The following is a 17,265-nucleotide window of genomic DNA, read 5'->3' as shown; positions in this document are numbered from 1 at the left end:
CACCCAACCTTTACCCGTGCTCTGCACGACCCAATTGGGCTTTGCCAACATTGGCACGGTGAGAATTTCTGTATCAACTCCCGCCAGTCATCACTCTGATACACTGCTGCCAATTTGCTCAAGAGCCAACCTATGAACATCACAGTGGATAAACTCAACGACGATGGCATCGTAAAACTACTGCAGGAGCATTTACAGGACATGCATGCTCAATCGCCGGCTGAGAGTGTGCATGCTTTGCCATTGCAGGCGCTGAAAGCCGCAGACCTAACCTTTTGGTCGGCACGCGAACTTGGCCAAGCCATTGGCTGTATTGCACTGAAACAACTGAGCAGTACCGCAGGTGAGATCAAGTCCATGCGCACTAGAGAAGCAGCGCGTGGCCGAGGAGTGGCAGGCGCTTTATTGCAAACACTGCTACACGAAGCGAATCAACGCGGCTATCAAACACTCTGGCTGGAAACTGGCAGCATGGCGTTTTTTCGGCCCGCACGGCGACTCTATAAAAAGTACGGATTTTATGAATGTGGTCCCTTTGCTGACTATAAAGAAGACCCACACAGTGTTTTTATGCGTTATGACATCCGGGCAAAGCGGTAGTAACTGCTTTGCTATGACTCAGTTGCTGACAGTTCATTAAACAGAGTACGTCTGTTTGCCCCCCTATCATCTGCACCTCGTCATCTGTATTCCACCATCTGCACCCCGTCATCTGCACCCCGTCATCTGCACCCCGTCATCTGCACCCCGTCATCTGCACCCCGTCATCTGCGCTAGCTCATCTGTGACTTATCAAGCTGTGTATGCCCAGCGCTTGAATGGCCGCATGGTACTGATACTAGAAAGGCAAAGATAATACCCAGACTTTAGCAAATCCAATAAAGCGACAACTCTGCAATACATGGCAGTTGTTGACCTATCTATTATAACCTAAGAAATAATGACGCTGCTCAGTGGATTGAAATTCACAAATAAATGAAGCAGCTCACGCAGTCAGTCAGAATTCTTTATTATCTCATGGCAAAAAATTACGCTGCTTGACTGGTAGCCAACAAAGAAATGCCTCATAAAATCAGGGTTTACATCCTTGAACCGATGACTAACTTCCCTTTTATTTTATGAGGATTAAACATGATACGGAATTCTATTGCGCTGTTGACTGGCACCCTGTTAGTAACAGGCTGTGCCAGCATGGAAAGCCAACGGTATTCAGCAGCAGACGACGGCCAAACTCTGTCACAACAACGGGAGCGGTTGGCCGCTAATACAGAAGGTAAGGGGTTTGGTCCGCAGTCACCAAGAAATATTGATATGGCAGCGGGAGACAACGCCGTCAGTTTTAATCTGGCCCCGCCGGTTGAGCAAATGAACCTGTGTAATATTCATTTTCATCACAATGCAGAGCACCAGGGAGGCGAGTTTACCCGCGACGCGGCCAGCAACGATGGACATCACCATGCAGGCTTTCTCTACAGCGGTGAACTGAGTGCCGCTGAGCTGCGCCCGGTGGACAGCGCCATCTGCTCGACGGATGGCAAAGGCTTACAGCCTGGCGATACCATCGAGCTGCACTATGTCTATTCCAGCGCACAGATTGAGCCGGGCCCAACCTTGGGTGCCTGTTTGAGCGAGGCGATTCACAACCCCCAACTGCGAGTGGAAGCTCAGGTACTGGTGTTGGTTAACGATCAGCAAGCCGCCGACTTTGCTCACCTGACCGAGTTCGGCCAGCGTAACGGCTATCAACAGGCGTTGAATCTACCAACAGACACCGGCACGCCGGTACAGTATGCAGGCTCCACAACGGGACCGGCCTACAATGAGCAGGGCTCGCCCTTCCAGGTAAGCTGGAGCGTGCGCCCGCAAGTGGCCAAAGTCGACATCGAATCGGTCGGGCGCTGGTGCGATGATAACGCTTTCAATGAACACCACGCCCACGGTGTGCGCAACTTGGTCACCAACCCTGCGCTGCTGTCCACTATCGAATGACCACTGTGCCCGCTGCCTGGCAGCGGGCAGTAACGCTTTTTGATCCTGACGATAAAAAAAAATCGTCATCAATCCATAACTTTTGATTGCCGTCCTGACGCACAGGTACTACTATCACCTCGCTTCTTGTTGATAGCCAATCCGAGTACATCACAACCATTGTGGCAAGGCGATAGAGCAACTATCCAAGGGTGACTTTGACTGCACTTTGGGAACCTCTAAATCATTCTGCGCAGCTTTGTAGGAGTGTCGCAGGTTTTAGCGTCCCGATGCTTTTTTTGACACTCCACTTTTCTTATTAATAACTGAAAAGTGCTTTGAATGGTTGGATACTGGCCATGGCTATTGCTCATTCTGTTTTGGATTTTCAATCGTATTCTACAGATGCTTTAAACGCTGAGAAGATTCAATTGATTGAATCGTCTGTCGCGCAGTTTGGCGCACCTTTGTTGCTACTCGATTGCGATGCTATACGACAGCAATATCGCGCGCTGCAACAAGCATTGCCGACCGTGACCTTGCACTTTGCATTAAAGCCGCTGCCGCATCCTGCTGTTGTACGTACTTTAATGGCAGAAGGTGCCTGCTTTGATCTGGCGACGACAGGCGAGGTCGAGCTGGTGCAACAACTAGGCGTAGAGCCTGAGCGCACCATTCATACGCACCCGATTAAACGCGACAGCGATATTCGTGAAGCGCTGGCCTATGGTACTCGAGTGTTTGTGGTCGACAACCTGAACGAGCTGGAGAAATTCCGTCGCTACTGTGATGAGGTGGAATTGCTGGTGCGTTTGAGTTTTAGAAACTCAGAAGCTTTCGCCGATTTATCGAAGAAATTTGGCTGCAGTATCGAGCAGGCGATGATGATTATCACCATGGCCAAAGAGTGGAACATTCGCATAAAAGGCTTGTCGTTCCATGTCGGCTCACAAACAGCGAACCCACAAAAGTACGTGGATGCCATACACGCCTGTGCTGCATTGATGCAACAGGTGGTGGAAGCTGGGCTACCGGCGTTAAGCACACTGGATATTGGCGGTGGCTTCCCGGTTAGTTACAACAGCAAGGTAATGCCGATTGAGCTGTTTTGTCAGCCCATTAATGCAGCTCTGAAAACACTGCCAGAAACCATGCAAGTATTGGCAGAGCCTGGACGTTTTATTGTTGCACCTGCCATGACCAGCATTGCCTCTGTGATGGGCAGTGCTGAGCGTGATGGGCAAATCTGGTATTACTTGGATGACGGTATTTATGGTTCGTTTATTGGCTTGATATTTGACGACGCTAAATACCCGCTGCACACGTTAAAGCACAGCAGCGAGTATTTCGCCAGCGTATTGTCGGGCCCAACCTGTGACAGCATTGATGTGATTGCAGAAAACATCCTGCTGCCCAGGCTCGACAATGGCGACTTGGTCATCGCTAAAATGATGGGCGCCTACACCAGCGCTACGGCAACGGACTTTAACTTCTTCAAGCGCGCTCATACCGTCGTGTTAAATGAAGAAGTGGTAGACCAGGAACGTCTGCTCGGATAATCGCAGCACCCACCGATGGTCAGCAAGGACGCTGGATCATCGGTACCCTTTCTACTAGCAGCCACTAAGCCACTAGAATGGTTCGCCATTGGCTGGTTTAGAGCACATCGCTACAATGGGCTGTGACACGGCCTTGCAAGGCTGCATACGAGAACAAGGAAGAGATCATGCATAAAGACGACGCAGCGGCACTGCGTATCCCAGCGATTTTAATTGACCTCAGCGTTATCCTAGGCGTAGTGGGTACTGTGCAACGCTTTTTAGTCGAATTCGGCTGGCTGGAGCAGCACCCGCCCATTGAGTGGCTGATGTTTGCCGTGATTCCTATTGCTTTCTTTGTCTACTGGGCACTGAATATCAATATAGGCAAGCGCCTATTTAAACTGGCCATTGTTGATGCCGACACCTTACGCCCTGCCACTGTGCCCCAGCTGTTTAAACGCTCGTTACTGTTTTGTTTTTTAATTTCTTTTAATATTTTACTGGTAATTCCAATCTTCCTTAGCAAGAAAAACCAGGGTTTTCATGATCGCTTAGCCAACACTGTCGTGGTTCGCAAGGAAAAAGTGGCCGGTTAGCAATGACATTGTCGTTCGATTCAGTGGTTTGTATTGTCGGCCTTTCATCATGATTCGCGTATTTGTTCTATTCATTTGACTGCCCACAAGGACCCGGTACTAGCAGTAACCGGATAAAACGCCGTCATGTGAACTTCATGCAGCCATGGATGAGCCAGAAGCTAACAAAGGGAAGACCGGATCGATCACGATCCGGTCTAGTTGGGCCTTTATCGAGCCGACAACTCACCCCATTTGCCAGCCTGCCAGCGCCCTTGTTCTACGCCAAAATTGACGTGAATATCAGAGCCAGAGGTCATGACTTGACGCAGTTTCTTGGCTTCATACGCGCTGAGCGGCGTATCAAACACATAGCCTGGATATTCGCTGTCGCAGGCTTGCATGCCAAGGTCCAGCGTGCCGGTCGTTTGCGTCACCTGCCAATCACCGGCATGGTTGCGACACGCATACGGTCTGGCCTCATCCCATGACAATGCCAAATAACGTGTGCCGAAAAATGTCATCCGCGCACTGCGGCCTTCTGCATACGCTTGTTGAGTATCTTGCGGATCAATGGCCCATAACTGGCGGTTAAGACGCTGGCCTGCACCGTCCAGATTCTGCTCCTCCAGCATGTCCATCCCCACAGCATTCAATCCATTTTCCAGTGCAATCAGAGCTTCGTCAGCGGTCAGTGTGTTATTGCAGAAATAATTGTCGCACTCGTATGCCCGGCGAAAGCGCGTCGCTGAGAAAAATGACTCATATACATTGATATCCGCTACCGCCACACTGCTTTCAAAATTAATCAGCACCTGCGGCAATGATTCACAGCCGCTGTTGCCGCCGTCTTTATAGAAGAAAATACGCTGACCATTCGCCAGTAATTGCTGCATGCTCAGTTGTGGTTGGCTTTGGCAGCTGCCCGGTGTGTAAACAATATCCCCCAGCCATGCAATGTCTTGCTGCAAGCGCTGATAGCCTGCAGTGTCGCCATCAATGCCGTCCTCAAGGTAGATAAACACCACATCGTTGTCATCAGCACCTTTCAGCCAACTATCGATTTCACCCAGCATTCGCCGCAGGCTGGTGACATTATTGGTGTTGCAATCGACGGAGTGGCACACTTTAGTCCAACCATTGGCGGCACGAATGTCGAGCTCCATTGAACGAATACCCAACTGCAATTGCTCAACCAGAGCACGGCGCTGATTCGGCCCTGGAATCAGTTGACCACTAAAATACGCGGTGCTGTTGTAAGCATTGTGAGAGGTCAGCACGTTTGCCTGGTTAACTGGTGCTTTCGCATTGAGTGCATCCAGAATATCAATCGCGATTTCACCGCCATCACGCGCTTCACGGACCACGCGCATAGAATCGATGTCGTCTTCTAGCCAGCCACCCGGTCGAACCTCAAGGTTGGAAGAGCTGCGGCGCAAGCGGCTGTGGGCTTTGTCAGTGCGCAAATTCGGATACTGAAAAACATCCACCGCTGCATCACCTATTACCATGACCGATGACGCTTTATTTCTGCCCAGTGCCACGCGGTCAAGGTCCGTTTGTTGTTGACCGGCTTGCAAGCAATGCGGTGTACCGCGAAAACCAGGGTGTTCAAACAAACATGCAAAATCGTTGCTGTCTCGAACTCCGACGGTGAATGAGCTAATGCCATCGTTCAGATCATCCATGCGGTAGGTATTTGCCATGATGCGCGCTTGCTGCCCGCGATATTGGCTGTGCTCAAAAATATCGACGTAGGCGTTGCCGTAGGTTTTGATCGACGAGGTCTTGTCGTTCACTGCTGAGCCAACCCAGCTCACCTGTTCAACGCCGTAACACCACTCAGTGCCGCGGTATTCGGCGTCCTGGTAAAAGCAGACTTTGTCTTCCGCCTGGGCAGACGTAGCGAGAATGACACTGGCCAACAATGCCAGTGATGTAATGCGTACCATGCAAGCTTCCTTATTGTTGTGCGTCGAAGCGACGCCTGGAAGCATGGCTATACCCTATGACAAAGGCTTTACAGAAGAGGGTGACTCAAATAGAGGTACGCACTGGCCGGGCTGCCTTCGCGGGCGTTAAAACGCTCCACTGGCCAGCCAAATACCCACACCCATCATTAGGGTACCGGCAATTCGGTTCAGACGCTGTACCGAGTGGCGCTGCGATAGCCAGCGCCGCAAGCCGGAGCCGCCGCCGGCATACAGCATCAGCGCTATCCACTCGAGCAACAGCTGAATCGACATCAGTATTACCAACTGAGGGACCAGCGGCAGATCCGCATCAATGAAACTGGGCATAAATACCACCAAAAATGCCCAGCCCTTCGGGTTGGCAACGGCGGTTAAAAAGCCCTGACTGATCAGCCCCCAGCGACTGTAGTCGCGATCCTGTGGCTGTTCAGGAATGGCCAGCGAACCTTTGGATTGCCACATTTGCCAACCCAGCCACAACAAATAAGCACCGCCCAGTAATTGAAACGCAATAAATACCGTTGGCGCCTTTAGCATCAAGGCCGCAACACCCAGCACGGCACAGACAGTGACCAGCGCCACCCCGACTAGTTCGCCCGCCATCATCCACATGGTTCTGCGCACACCAATGGTCATGCCAAGGCTCATCGACAGTGCCATGCACATGCCCGGCGTCAGTGAAATAAAAGCAAAGGTGGGAATAAAAGCAGCTAATACAGCCCAGTTCATGGCATGGCTCCGCTGGCAGCGATCAAAGGTTAAGCAGTATACCCAGCTATGCCCATTGCGGCGATGCATCATTGATAAATGTGTCATCGCAGCTTTAGGCAACCACCATCACGGCGATAAAAAATTTCTATCCACAGGCGCTTCTCCTCAACCTAGGTTAAGGTCATAACCTTATCACTGTCAGCAGCCGGTCACTCAGCGCTGCTATCGCATAAAAAGGAGAAGATCATGATTCAGTTAGAACACCTCAACTTGGTTGTCAGCGATATTCCACGGACGCTGGCTTTTTACCGCGCCGCCTTTCCCCACTGGAAAGTGCGTACAGAAGGCCAAGGCAGCTGGTACGGTACGGAGCGTCGTTGGTTGCATTTTGGCGATGACTACCAATTTCTGACATTCAACGACAACGGTCAGGGCAGTAATCGAAACTTGGAAAGTAACGACATTGGGTTGTCACATTTTGCCTTTGTCACCAATAACCTGGTGGAGCTGGTCGATCGACTGAAAGCCGCAGGATTCCAGCCAACACAAGCGGGGGGTGATGGAAAATACCGCAAAAACCGGTATTTTATCGACCCAGACGGCTATGAGGTGGAATTTGTCCAATACCTCACCGACGTGCCAGAGCTGCGCAACAGCAACGACAATTAATGAACCAAGGTCACTCGAGCCCCAATGGACGACGTCTTTATGCAACAAGCGCTGGCCGTGTCTCGCCAGGCATTGCCAGCTTGCCAGCCCAACCCACCCGTCGGTTGTGTGCTGGTCAAAGATGGCAAAATAGTGGCACAAGGTCACACCCAGGCCATTGGAGGCAACCACGCCGAAGTGCAAGCCATGCAACAATATCGGGGCTCGCTGTCGGAAGTGACGGCCTACGTTACTCTCGAGCCCTGCTCTTTTGCCGGACGCACGCCGTCTTGTGCACAGATGTTGGCGCGCAGCGGCATCCAACGGATCGTGGTTGCCCTGCTCGACCCTGATCCGCGCAATAATGGCCGCGGCATCAACATTTTGAAAGATGCCGGCATAAGCGTTGATGTCGGCTGTGCTGCCGATCAGGTAGCGGCATTTCTGCATCCACACCTCGGGCACTCCTAAGCCTTGAACTTTTGTGGTCTCGGCCTCAGACAGTACTTTCCTTGTTTATGGAAATGCCTATGACACTGTCTTTACGCCCAATTACAACAGACAACTATGAAGCGATCTGCGACCTAGATGTCACTCCCGAGCAAGAAGCCTTCGTGGCTTGTAATATGTGGTCGTTGGTTGAAGCAACCTACAATGATGGCCATATTACGCGGGGCATCTATCTGAACGATGAGCCCGTGGGCTTTTTTATGTGGGTTTATGAATCGCGCGACAAGGTGTCCATCTATCGCTTTATGGTGGATCAAGCACATCAGCGCAAGGGGATTGGTCGCCAAGCCATGTTGATGGCTCTACAGGAAATCCAACAGGACTCCAACCTCTCCTGCATCGAAATCTGCTATAACCCCAACAACCCTGTAGCGAAGGATTTTTACGCCAGCTTTGGTTTTATCGAAGTCGGCATGGACGACGATGACGAAGACATGCTCGCTGAGATCCGACTCTAAAGCGTTAGACCTCAACCTTAATGTCTGTTGTAACACGTCATGATTCGACATTCAGTCACACCAGCTGCACTGCAATTCGATCTCCGCCTAGATAACAACAAGCCCACACAAATCAAAGCATTCGCGACGGTCGCTGTCTGATATTTTACCACGTCATCATTTATCAGCACCGCAGTGATCAAGGTCACAATGCTTCCCAAATGAGGCACTAAGTTCGTTAATTTCCACATACAAAATAAGAATAAGTCAGCTGAAAATTTGATAATTTAATCAATAAAAACCCTTAAAGAATCCTTTCTAATAGCACTGAAAACTTCATGCTATGATCGCTGGCTTCTACCCTGTTAGCTTGGATGATACATGCGCATTACAAAATATCTGGCCCTAATATGGCTGTTTATGGCAACATCTGCCCATTCCTTTACTGTCAATATTGATAATAAAGATGACCCTGAAGGCATTGTGAGTATTGCACAGAAGGTAGCCCCTCAGTATTTCTTTCACGCCTATGAGCAAACCTTCCCCATATCGATAGAAACCTTACTCTCGCACTCGACGATTCAGTGGCACCATAATGATCAGGTCACTGAATCACCCTCGATTGCGCATTTGACCGGCGAGCTTGGCCCTGACGTTAAAGACCGTCATGATAATGATCACATTATCATTGGCAGCGAAGCCCTAGCTCACAGACCCATTGGTGAGCGTAACTTGATACACGATACTCCGATCTATTTGACGGTTCGAGAATCACAAAAGCGACTGTATCTCATTTATTCCATGCTGATGCCGTTTAGCGATTGCCAAATTTTTCGCGCAAAGATCTATCAGCAATTTCATCACTCGCAAGCGGGAAAGCGTCGCAACTTTGAATGGTGTAATGCCGCAAAACACTACGGTGATTGGGAAACCACTACGGTTGTTTTGGATAACCAGAATCAACCTGGCAAAGTATTGGGCATCGTCACCGTAGCCCACGGCAAGGAAATCTTCACGCCGTTTGACAAAGTAGATGCATCCAATGGGAATGGCGGTTGGCACCCTCGCATTGCTGTTTCCTTGAATACTCATGGCCTTTATCCGAAAGGATCGGGCAAGCTGCACTATACCTCTAAAGCATCCGACCTCAAGCCATTGGTTGGGCTTTACAATACCTACGCTGTCACCCAGCCAAACTGGAAAATAGACTGGTTGCAAACCATTGACCTAACATCGTCTGAAGATTTGGGACAGCTGGTTAAATTCTCGCAACCGGCGTATCGCAATAGTCAGGGTGAACCCGAGGGGTTGGTATGGAATAGCTGGCAAGCTCATCGAGGCAATGGTGTAGAGCGACTTGAGGGGCGAAACTTAGAAAACTGGCAAGGTCGCTGGGGGCAAACCAAAAGCCTAGCAACCAACATGGGCCAGCCCAGCGGCAATGTACCCAACGTCGATGATGCTATTTTGCGTCATGCTGCAAAAGATGCCGCCAATCTATTGGGGGGAGTCAACTGGTTTGCCAAACTATTCGGCGGCGATGCAGCCATAGATGTGCCGAAATTTAACTCTCCTAACTCACCTTGGGATTCAGGTTGGGCCAAAAAAGATCCATTTGGCAATGTCTACGCTCTGGCTGAAGACAAATACTATGCCGAGCAAGGCGAGTCGATTAAAACCATCAATTTAATCATTGAAGGTTATTCTTTAGACCAACGCCGTATCAACTTAAAGCAACTCAAGGCCATCGGCCAAAAGAACTTACACCGCTGGACGGTGCCTGTCGCCGCTGCAGACTCGACTTACAAAGGCAGTCATAAACCACTGCAATTGAATGGTAAATATTGGAATACACAACGCAAAAAATCAGAGGGATCGCAGCTACAGCATACACGTGTGCAACTGCAGCATGATGACAGCTATGTGTTTAGCAACCCTCTCGGCGAAATTTTCTGGCAGCATAACGGCGACGGTCGCTACTTGGTGTATCAAGCAACTGGCATGGATAAAAGCTGGAATAACCGCCAGGATGTCATTTACTTGCCCATCACCAAACGTGATGGTAAACGAGTGACGTATCGCATTTTTGTTCAGTTCAAGCTATAACGCACTGGCGACAGCAGCATGCTTTATGGTGACGGCCCGTCACCATAAAGCGACGACGGTCATTATTAACCATGATACGCTGGCATCCCCCTCAGCTACTGAGTGACACTATGTCGAACTTCGTTGTAACCGCTTTCCAACCACAACACAGCCAAGCTGTGGTCAACTTGTGGCGCCAAGCCCACAGCAAGGCTCTGGACCTTGAGCCTATACACAGCGTGGAATCGCAAACGTATTTTTTGCAGCATATTTTGCCGCAAGACTATGATATTCGGGTGGTATTAGATGCTGACACTGTGGTTGCCTTTATGGCCTCCAATCGCAACGAAATCAGCCAGCTGTATGTGCATCCGGAATATCAAGGCAAGAGCATTGGTAGCCTATTAATGGAAGTTGCCAAGCAACAGTCAGACGGTTATTTATCGCTGCGTACTTTTGAAAAAAATCAGCCAGCGCGGGACTTTTACCAAGCCCACGGGTTTGATTTTTCAGCAGGAAATAGCGACAACGAAGAAGGCCTGCCGGACTTATTATACGAATGGCGGCAATAAAAAAGCCGGCACATTGCCGGCTTTTTTAGCATTTTCGACGGTTAATTAGCCGTTTGCGCGCTGCTCCAGCATCGCTACCGCAGGCAGAGTTTTGCCTTCAACAAACTCTAAGAAAGCACCGCCGCCGGTTGAAATATAAGAGACTTTCTCCGCGATATTGTACTTATCCACCGCCGCAAGAGTGTCACCACCGCCAGCAATAGAGAAGGCATCTGACTCAGCAATGGCCAATGACAAGGCTTTAGTGCCTTCGCCAAATTGATCAAATTCAAATACGCCCACCGGACCGTTCCAGATAATGGTGTTGGCTTCTTTTAACTGCTCCGCCAGCGCCTTGGCAGAATCCGGGCCGATATCAAAAATCATATCGTCTTCGGCCACGTCATCAGCCGACTTCAGCGTCGCTTCAGCGGTTTCCGAAAACTCTTTGCCGCACACTACATCGGTCGGCACAGGAATGGAGACTTTTTCCATCAGCTTTTTCGCCGCAGGAATTAAATCTGCTTCGTACAACGACTTACCCACTGGCTTGCCAGCTGCGGCCAGGAAGGTATTGGCAATGCCGCCACCGACGATGATCTGATCGCAGATGTCAGACAGGCTTTCCAGCACTTCCAATTTGGTCGACACTTTTGAGCCACCAACGATCGCTACCAGAGGGCGTGCCGGCTTATCCAGCGCTTTGCCCAAGGCATCCAACTCCGCCGCCAGCAGTGGGCCAGCGCAAGCAACTGGGGCAAACTTGGCCACACCGTGAGTCGAGGCTTGAGCACGGTGAGCGGTGCCAAAGGCGTCCATCACAAACACGTCACACAAAGCCGCATACGCTTGGGCCAGCTCGTCTGTGTCTTTTTTCTCGCCTGGGTTAAAACGCACGTTTTCCAGCAGTACCAACTCGCCGTCGGCCACGTCGATGCCGGCAGAGAAATCTTTAATCACATTAACGCTGCGGCCCAGTAAACCGCCTAAATGCTCAGCCACGGGCTGCATAGAAAACTCATCGGCGTATTCGCCTTCCGTTGGGCGGCCGAGGTGAGACATCACCATGACTTTGGCACCGGCCTCGAGTGCGTGCTGAATGGTCGGCAATGATGCACGAATGCGCACATCGGACGTTACCTTGCCGTCTTTTACCGGCACATTCAGATCTTCACGAATCAGAACCCGCTTGCCTTTCAAGTCGAGGTCGGTCATTTTCAAAACAGTCATAGCTACCTCATCAATTGCCGCTTGGCAGATGGTCAAAATCGGGGCGGGAGTATAGCAGCAAGGCAACGACGGCCCCAGAGGCTGGGGCCCGCAGGATGTTCCCTTTTTTGTCAGCGGGTCATGCACTCGGCGGTGTCTAACATGCGATTGGCAAAACCCCACTCGTTATCAAACCACACCAGCAACTTCAGCAAACGCTCGCCGCTGACTCGAGTTTGGGTGGCATCCACCACGCCGGAGCGCGGGTCCTGATTAAAGTCGATGGAGGCGTGGGCTTCGTTAGCAATGCCCAACACGCCAGGGAAGCGCTGCTCAGCAGCACGCGTAAGCTGCTCATTTACCGCCTCCACCGTGACCGCTTGCCTGAGCTGCAAGCTCAAATCCAGCGCCGATACATTAATGGTCGGCACCCGCACATGCAGGCTTTCCATACGGCCATCCAAGTGCGGCAGTAGCCGCGCGATGCCTTTGGGCAGGCCGGTATCGACGGGAATAATGCTTTGCCCCGCCGCACGGGTACGACGCAAATCCGAGTGATAGGCATCAATCACAGGTTGGTCGTTCATGGCGGAGTGAATGGTGGTAGTGACTCCAGCCTCAATGCCCCAGGTTTCGTCCAGTACCGTCAAAATGGGCAATAAACAGTTGGTTGAGCAGGAGCCATTGGAGACAATGCGCTGCTCTGCACTCAGGGTGTCGTGATTGAGGCCGTAGATAATGGTGTTGTCGACATCGCTGTCGGCGGGGTTGGAGATTAATACTTTGCGCGCGCCGCGCTGCAAATGAATCTCGGCTTCGGCACGGGATTTGATCTGGCCACTGCATTCCAATACCAAGTCGATATCTAACGCCTGCCAGTCAAGCTGCTGCGGGTCGGCCTCATGGCGCATGCAAATGCGATCACCATTGACCATCAAGTGGCGCTCATCGGCCACACTGACGGTGCCAGGGAAACGTCCATGGGTGCTGTCGTAGCGCAGCATGTAACTGATGGAGTCGATGTCCGCCAACTCATTGATGGCGACAACTTGCAGGTTCTGGCGATAGCCATTGGCGTACAAAGCGCGAAGAATACAGCGGCCGATACGGCCAAAACCATTGATGGCGATGCGCGTGGTCATGTTGCGTTACCTTGCCAAACAGGTGTCCATTGTCTTGGATTTGCACCTCTCTGGCAAAGTAGAACCGCGTTTTCTCGCCGTCTAATTATTCTGGTTAGTAGTACAACCCAGGCTGCTCACCACTGCCGCCAGCCATTAACCGATCAAACTGCGGTTTATCGTGCTGGATCCACAACTCAGCTCCGGTCTCTTTGATCAGCTGGTCGATCTTGTCAAAAGAGGCGCGGGTATCGCCAGCGTCGGCATTAAACTGTGGCACGGCTCGGTCGTCGTGATTGCGCTGGAAATGGTACAAATCACCACTCAGCACCACAGGGCCGTGTTGTTTTAGCTTCAACAGCAGCGATTGATGGCCCGGGGTATGACCCGGAGTGCGCACAATCACCACACTGCCGTCGCCAAACACATCGTGATCGCCATTGAGTTTTTTCACCTTGCGCAGGCGGTTGTAATCGCCTTGTTTAAATCCGTATTGGCGCGCTTTTTTTCCGGTCGAGACTTTATGCTCGCTGCGCTGCACCAACCAGGTCGATTTGGCAAAGGCGTTAGCGTTGCCGGTGTGGTCGGAGTGCAAATGAGAGATGGCCAGGTAATCTATGTCTTTAGGGCTGACGCCGTGCTCGGCCAGCTGGCCTAACAGGGTTTTGCTCATCGACACGTGAAAGGCGCCATCCCACATTTCTTTGCCATCGGGCAGTTTTGCCAGCTCATCGGTCATGCCGGTGTCCCACAACAGCGTACCGTCAGGGTGGCGAATCAAATAACAGCTGTTGGCCAACACCTGTTCAGTGCCGGTTTCGATATTGCTGTTGAACAAAGATGCATTGCGGCTGACTAAGGTGCCACAGTCGAGCACCTGGACCGACAGGCCATTGGCCACTGCCATACTGGCCAACAACCAGCCACCGAGAATAGAAAGCAAAAAACGCAGAGAAAGCAAAAACCGCATGGAGCCTCCGTGCACATTCATCTAGGGAACGCTCAGATTGGGTTATCCAATTTAAGACATCAAGTCCAAGGCGCGTTTTGCAACATCCAGTCCACCACGACACAGCGAGATGACCATGGAAGCCTTACACGAACACGCCATTGACTGCCCCTATTGCGGCGAGCCGATGACCATTTTGGTCGATCCCTCCGAGCCACAGCAAGAGTACATCGAAGACTGCCAAATATGCTGTCAGCCGATGGTGGTCAGCGTGCAGCAGGACTGGCAGGGAGACATCGAGGTCAGCGTGCGCAGCGAGAACGACGCTTGACCCCAAAATGATGTTGCTTAACTGGCCAACCAGCTGTAGATATCCAGATCGATGCTGTTGCCCTCAAACTCCAACTGCGCCGGCAAATAGCCTTCGTGCACAAAACCCAAGCCTTGCGCCAGCTGGCCATGTTGCTGATTGCCACGGCTCAGTCTCAGTTCCACTCGGTGCAAGTTCAGCTCCTGCTGAACAAAATTCAGCACCGCCGCCAGCACAGGTTGCATCTCCGCCAGTGTCATTTGCTCATCCAGCTCCCACCACAACCGCGCTGAGCGTGTCATCCAGTTGATGTGCTGCAAACCAATGCGGCCGCGTAGCTGGCCTTGCTGTTCGATCAACCAGCAAGCCGCTTCACGCGATTGAAAACGCAGCGCCCAGCGGCGCAAATCATCCAGCGCCTGCGCGCTGACGTCCATGCCTAATTGCGGCAAGTGCGCTCGCCTTTCAGCGACCTTGAGCAACTCATAGACGGCATCGCCATCTTGCTCAGTCACCGGCAAACGTAACTGAAACTCACCGGCGTCAAAATTCCAATTCATGATGACTCTCCTGGTGAGTGGAAGGATTTTTCCAAATTTTGCCCAGGATTATCCTGCTCACCCAAACGGCCAGGCACCGGTTTGGCCTCTGAGCGCAGCAGATGATATTGCTCGATGTCGGCAAACTGGTTGTCGCCCGTGCGCCATGCTTGGCGCAGCACGGCCGTGCGCTCAAAACCAAGAGACTGCAACAGCGTCTTCAGCGATTCGTGCTGACCTGATATCCATTGGTAAGCAAAATTGCGCAAATGGTATTTGCTGGCGAGAAAATCCATACATGCGGTCAGCGCCACCGCTCGGTGCTGGTCTTGCAAGCTGGGCAAACCGTCGACGCGCAACGTCACTCTCAGTGCTGAAGGCTGCCAGTCAAAGGCGCTCACCATGCCCTGCACCTCGCCGTCCACTTCCAGCAGCCACATCATGCCGCGCTGGGTGGCGGCCATTTGCACGCTCAGCTCGATCATGCGCTGCATTTGTAGCTGCGCTTGCTCCGATGCGGGATCCAGCGGTCTTTGACCGGGCAACTCGGGGTGTTGATACAGGGCCAGCAAATGCTCTACATCGCTGTCAGCCAGCGGCCGAACCCGACCGCCAGCGAAGGTCAATTCAGGGGTAAATTTCATGCACTACCTGTTAATAATCGTCGTCGCCACCGTCGTAACCGTGGGCGAGATTTTCAAAGCGGGTGTATTTACCAATAAAGGCCAGACGGTCGCTACCAATCGGACCATTACGGTGCTTACCTGTGATGATTTCTGCCACGCCTTTATCCGGCGAGTCCTCGTTATACACCTCATCGCGGTAAATAAACTGGATGATATCGGCGTCCTGCTCGATGGCGCCCGATTCACGCAGATCCGACATTACTGGACGCTTGTTAGGTCGTTGTTCCAGCGATCGGTTCAACTGCGACAGCGCCACCATCGGGCAGTTAAACTCTTTGGCAATGGCTTTTAACGTCCGAGAGATTTCAGAAATTTCCTGGGTACGCCCTTCCGATGGTCCCGACACCCGCATCAGCTGCAGGTAGTCGACCATGATCATGCCCAAGTCGTTGTTGTTTTCGCGATACACCTTACGCGCGCGGGCACGCATTTCTTGTGGCGTCAGCGCCGGGGTGTCGTCGATGTAGAGGGGTAAATCTTTGAGCATATTGACCGCGGCTGACAGCTTGGGCCAGTCCTCTTCGATCAGCTTGCCACTGCGCACACGGGTTTGGTCGATACGGCCTAACGACGACAGCATCCGCATAACGATGGATTCCGATGGCATCTCCATACTGAACACCAAACACGGACGTTTGGTGGCCAGCAAGGCGTTTTCCACCAGGTTCATCGAGTAGGTGGTTTTTCCCATCGACGGACGCGCCGCAACAATCACCAAATCGGCTTTTTGTAACCCCGAGGTACGTGAATCAATGTCGGTAAAGCCGGTGGTTAAACCGGTCAGGCCATCGGGCTGATTAAACATCTGATCGAGCTGATCGAGGGTGTTTTTCAGAATCGGCCCGACCACTTGCGGGCCGCCGTCTTTGCGGTTGCCTTCGGCGATTTGGGCGATGGCTTTTTCCGCATCCGACAGTAAGGTCAGCGAGTCGTCGCCGTCTGGCTCGTAGGCGCGCTGCATCATATCGCTGGCGGCTTCGATCAACCGTCGTTGCTGCGCTCGTTCGCGCACAATGGTGGCGTAAGCCGCACAGTTATCGATCGCAGGGGTCATATCGACCAGCTGGCTCAGGTAGGCGGCGCCGCCAATTTTTTCCAGTTGCGAGCGCTCTTCCAGCTCTTCTGCCACGGTGACCACATCGAGAGGCTGCTCTTGCGACACCAAATGGGTGATGGCGCGGAAAATCAGCCGATGGTCATGGCGATAAAAGTCGTTGTCTTCGAGGCTTTCCGACACATCTTCCCAGGCGCGTTCGTCCAGCATTAGGGCCCCTAATACCGACTGTTCGGCTTCAACCGAATGCGGCGGGGTTCGCAAGGAGGTTTCGTGCTCGTCGCTCATGGCTGCGTCATTCACTCATCGATTGGAAAACGGTGGGGCAAAAAAAAGCACTATTGAACGCATCCAATAGTGCCTTTTTTGCTACTTTCTGTCACGGCCATGGCCGCGCA

The 17,265-nt window shown here is 51.9% G+C and carries 18 protein-coding genes; 10 read left to right on the top strand and 8 right to left on the bottom strand.

The window, feature by feature from the left end; all coding sequences use genetic code 11:
- Window positions 1-132 precede the first annotated feature (132 nt).
- The 4 genes from CHH28_RS07005 to CHH28_RS06990 all read left to right on the top strand — a co-directional run bounded on the left by CHH28_RS07005 (window position 133) and on the right by CHH28_RS06990 (window position 4,105).
- Window positions 133-600: a GNAT family N-acetyltransferase gene (locus CHH28_RS07005; RefSeq protein ID WP_094059630.1), complete on the top strand. Its 468-nt coding sequence runs from the start codon at window positions 133-135 to the stop codon at window positions 598-600.
- A gap of 531 nt (window positions 601-1,131) precedes the next feature.
- A complete protein-coding gene (locus CHH28_RS07000; RefSeq protein ID WP_094059629.1) occupies window positions 1,132-1,989 on the top strand; it encodes a delta-class carbonic anhydrase in 858 nt (285 codons plus the stop codon).
- Between the two features lie 338 nt (window positions 1,990-2,327).
- Window positions 2,328-3,527, top strand: coding sequence for a type III PLP-dependent enzyme (locus tag CHH28_RS06995; protein WP_094059628.1), 1,200 nt, complete (start codon window positions 2,328-2,330; stop codon window positions 3,525-3,527).
- Window positions 3,528-3,694: 167 nt separating this feature from the next.
- The gene (locus CHH28_RS06990; RefSeq protein ID WP_094059627.1) at window positions 3,695-4,105 is read left to right on the top strand and encodes an RDD family protein; all 411 of its coding nucleotides are present in this window, start codon (window positions 3,695-3,697) and stop codon (window positions 4,103-4,105) included.
- A 209-nt stretch (window positions 4,106-4,314) separates the two neighbouring features.
- Here CHH28_RS06990 and CHH28_RS06985 read toward each other — a convergent pair whose 3' ends face one another.
- Window positions 4,315-6,036 (bottom strand): peptidase inhibitor family I36 protein, encoded by a 1,722-nt coding sequence (locus CHH28_RS06985; protein WP_094059626.1) that lies wholly within the window; start codon window positions 6,034-6,036, stop codon window positions 4,315-4,317.
- Between the two features lie 126 nt (window positions 6,037-6,162).
- On the bottom strand, window positions 6,163-6,786 hold the full coding sequence (locus tag CHH28_RS06980) for a LysE family translocator (protein WP_094062008.1): 624 nt from the start codon (window positions 6,784-6,786) through the stop codon (window positions 6,163-6,165).
- Window positions 6,787-7,014: 228 nt separating this feature from the next.
- Between CHH28_RS06980 and CHH28_RS06975 the strand changes: the two genes are divergently transcribed.
- The 5 genes from CHH28_RS06975 to CHH28_RS06955 all read left to right on the top strand — a co-directional run bounded on the left by CHH28_RS06975 (window position 7,015) and on the right by CHH28_RS06955 (window position 11,020).
- Window positions 7,015-7,437, top strand: coding sequence for a VOC family protein (locus CHH28_RS06975; protein ID WP_094059625.1), 423 nt, complete (start codon window positions 7,015-7,017; stop codon window positions 7,435-7,437).
- 24 nt (window positions 7,438-7,461) lie between these two features.
- Complete coding sequence (locus tag CHH28_RS06970) at window positions 7,462-7,887, top strand: bifunctional diaminohydroxyphosphoribosylaminopyrimidine deaminase/5-amino-6-(5-phosphoribosylamino)uracil reductase RibD (protein ID WP_094059624.1); 426 nt, start codon at window positions 7,462-7,464, stop codon at window positions 7,885-7,887.
- Window positions 7,888-7,946: 59 nt separating this feature from the next.
- Complete coding sequence (locus CHH28_RS06965) at window positions 7,947-8,384, top strand: GNAT family N-acetyltransferase (protein ID WP_094059623.1); 438 nt, start codon at window positions 7,947-7,949, stop codon at window positions 8,382-8,384.
- A gap of 360 nt (window positions 8,385-8,744) precedes the next feature.
- Window positions 8,745-10,469 (top strand): hypothetical protein, encoded by a 1,725-nt coding sequence (locus CHH28_RS06960; RefSeq protein ID WP_094059622.1) that lies wholly within the window; start codon window positions 8,745-8,747, stop codon window positions 10,467-10,469.
- A gap of 110 nt (window positions 10,470-10,579) precedes the next feature.
- Window positions 10,580-11,020 carry a GNAT family N-acetyltransferase gene (locus tag CHH28_RS06955; protein WP_094059621.1) on the top strand — a complete coding sequence of 147 codons (441 nt, stop codon included), beginning with the start codon at window positions 10,580-10,582 and terminating at the stop codon, window positions 11,018-11,020.
- Between the two features lie 45 nt (window positions 11,021-11,065).
- On the opposite strand, the gene CHH28_RS06950 is transcribed toward CHH28_RS06955, so the two are convergent.
- The 3 genes from CHH28_RS06950 to CHH28_RS06940 form a co-directional block, all read right to left on the bottom strand.
- Window positions 11,066-12,229: a phosphoglycerate kinase gene (locus CHH28_RS06950; protein ID WP_094059620.1), complete on the bottom strand. Its 1,164-nt coding sequence runs from the start codon at window positions 12,227-12,229 to the stop codon at window positions 11,066-11,068.
- Window positions 12,230-12,339: 110 nt separating this feature from the next.
- A complete protein-coding gene (locus CHH28_RS06945) occupies window positions 12,340-13,350 on the bottom strand; it encodes a type I glyceraldehyde-3-phosphate dehydrogenase (protein WP_094059619.1) in 1,011 nt (336 codons plus the stop codon).
- Between the two features lie 94 nt (window positions 13,351-13,444).
- On the bottom strand, window positions 13,445-14,299 hold the full coding sequence (locus tag CHH28_RS06940) for an N-acyl homoserine lactonase family protein (protein ID WP_157729807.1): 855 nt from the start codon (window positions 14,297-14,299) through the stop codon (window positions 13,445-13,447).
- 115 nt (window positions 14,300-14,414) lie between these two features.
- On the opposite strand from CHH28_RS06940, the gene CHH28_RS06935 reads away from it, so the two are divergent.
- On the top strand, window positions 14,415-14,609 hold the full coding sequence (locus CHH28_RS06935; RefSeq protein ID WP_094062007.1) for a CPXCG motif-containing cysteine-rich protein: 195 nt from the start codon (window positions 14,415-14,417) through the stop codon (window positions 14,607-14,609).
- Between the two features lie 17 nt (window positions 14,610-14,626).
- On the opposite strand, the gene CHH28_RS06930 is transcribed toward CHH28_RS06935, so the two are convergent.
- Genes CHH28_RS06930 through dnaB form a run of 3 tightly spaced genes read right to left on the bottom strand, consistent with a single transcriptional unit; the run spans window position 14,627 to window position 17,155 of the window.
- Window positions 14,627-15,148 carry a GNAT family N-acetyltransferase gene (locus tag CHH28_RS06930; RefSeq protein WP_094059617.1) on the bottom strand — a complete coding sequence of 174 codons (522 nt, stop codon included), beginning with the start codon at window positions 15,146-15,148 and terminating at the stop codon, window positions 14,627-14,629.
- Window positions 15,145-15,771, bottom strand: a complete 627-nt coding sequence (locus CHH28_RS06925) for a GNAT family N-acetyltransferase (protein WP_094059616.1) — start codon at window positions 15,769-15,771, stop codon at window positions 15,145-15,147. Before CHH28_RS06925 ends, CHH28_RS06930 begins: the two co-directional genes overlap by 4 nt.
- 10 nt (window positions 15,772-15,781) lie before the next feature.
- On the bottom strand, window positions 15,782-17,155 hold the full coding sequence (gene dnaB, locus CHH28_RS06920; protein WP_094059615.1) for a replicative DNA helicase: 1,374 nt from the start codon (window positions 17,153-17,155) through the stop codon (window positions 15,782-15,784).
- Between the last annotated feature and the right edge of the window lie 110 nt (window positions 17,156-17,265).

Origin of the sequence: Bacterioplanes sanyensis, from assembly GCF_002237535.1 — a bacterium.
GTDB classification, from domain to species: domain Bacteria; phylum Pseudomonadota; class Gammaproteobacteria; order Pseudomonadales; family Oceanobacteraceae; genus Bacterioplanes; species Bacterioplanes sanyensis_A.
This window is presented reverse-complemented; position numbering and strand designations above follow the sequence as displayed.

What these genes read in the sequence shown, in the direction of transcription:
- CHH28_RS06940 (WP_157729807.1), bottom strand. Translation starts at nt 14,299, where the DNA reads ATGCGGTTTTTGCTTTCTCTGCGTTTTTTGCTTTCTATTCTCGGTGGC.
- CHH28_RS07005 (WP_094059630.1), top strand. Translation starts at nt 133, where the DNA reads ATGAACATCACAGTGGATAAACTCAACGACGATGGCATCGTAAAACTA.
- CHH28_RS06930 (WP_094059617.1), bottom strand. Translation starts at nt 15,148, where the DNA reads ATGAATTGGAATTTTGACGCCGGTGAGTTTCAGTTACGTTTGCCGGTG.
- CHH28_RS06980 (WP_094062008.1), bottom strand. Translation starts at nt 6,786, where the DNA reads ATGAACTGGGCTGTATTAGCTGCTTTTATTCCCACCTTTGCTTTTATT.
- CHH28_RS06935 (WP_094062007.1), top strand. Translation starts at nt 14,415, where the DNA reads ATGGAAGCCTTACACGAACACGCCATTGACTGCCCCTATTGCGGCGAG.
- CHH28_RS06965 (WP_094059623.1), top strand. Translation starts at nt 7,947, where the DNA reads ATGACACTGTCTTTACGCCCAATTACAACAGACAACTATGAAGCGATC.
- CHH28_RS06990 (WP_094059627.1), top strand. Translation starts at nt 3,695, where the DNA reads ATGCATAAAGACGACGCAGCGGCACTGCGTATCCCAGCGATTTTAATT.
- CHH28_RS06960 (WP_094059622.1), top strand. Translation starts at nt 8,745, where the DNA reads ATGCGCATTACAAAATATCTGGCCCTAATATGGCTGTTTATGGCAACA.
- CHH28_RS06955 (WP_094059621.1), top strand. Translation starts at nt 10,580, where the DNA reads ATGTCGAACTTCGTTGTAACCGCTTTCCAACCACAACACAGCCAAGCT.
- CHH28_RS06950 (WP_094059620.1), bottom strand. Translation starts at nt 12,229, where the DNA reads ATGACTGTTTTGAAAATGACCGACCTCGACTTGAAAGGCAAGCGGGTT.
- dnaB (WP_094059615.1), bottom strand. Translation starts at nt 17,155, where the DNA reads ATGAGCGACGAGCACGAAACCTCCTTGCGAACCCCGCCGCATTCGGTT.
- CHH28_RS06975 (WP_094059625.1), top strand. Translation starts at nt 7,015, where the DNA reads ATGATTCAGTTAGAACACCTCAACTTGGTTGTCAGCGATATTCCACGG.
- CHH28_RS06970 (WP_094059624.1), top strand. Translation starts at nt 7,462, where the DNA reads ATGGACGACGTCTTTATGCAACAAGCGCTGGCCGTGTCTCGCCAGGCA.
- CHH28_RS06945 (WP_094059619.1), bottom strand. Translation starts at nt 13,350, where the DNA reads ATGACCACGCGCATCGCCATCAATGGTTTTGGCCGTATCGGCCGCTGT.
- CHH28_RS07000 (WP_094059629.1), top strand. Translation starts at nt 1,132, where the DNA reads ATGATACGGAATTCTATTGCGCTGTTGACTGGCACCCTGTTAGTAACA.
- CHH28_RS06925 (WP_094059616.1), bottom strand. Translation starts at nt 15,771, where the DNA reads ATGAAATTTACCCCTGAATTGACCTTCGCTGGCGGTCGGGTTCGGCCG.
- CHH28_RS06995 (WP_094059628.1), top strand. Translation starts at nt 2,328, where the DNA reads ATGGCTATTGCTCATTCTGTTTTGGATTTTCAATCGTATTCTACAGAT.
- CHH28_RS06985 (WP_094059626.1), bottom strand. Translation starts at nt 6,036, where the DNA reads ATGGTACGCATTACATCACTGGCATTGTTGGCCAGTGTCATTCTCGCT.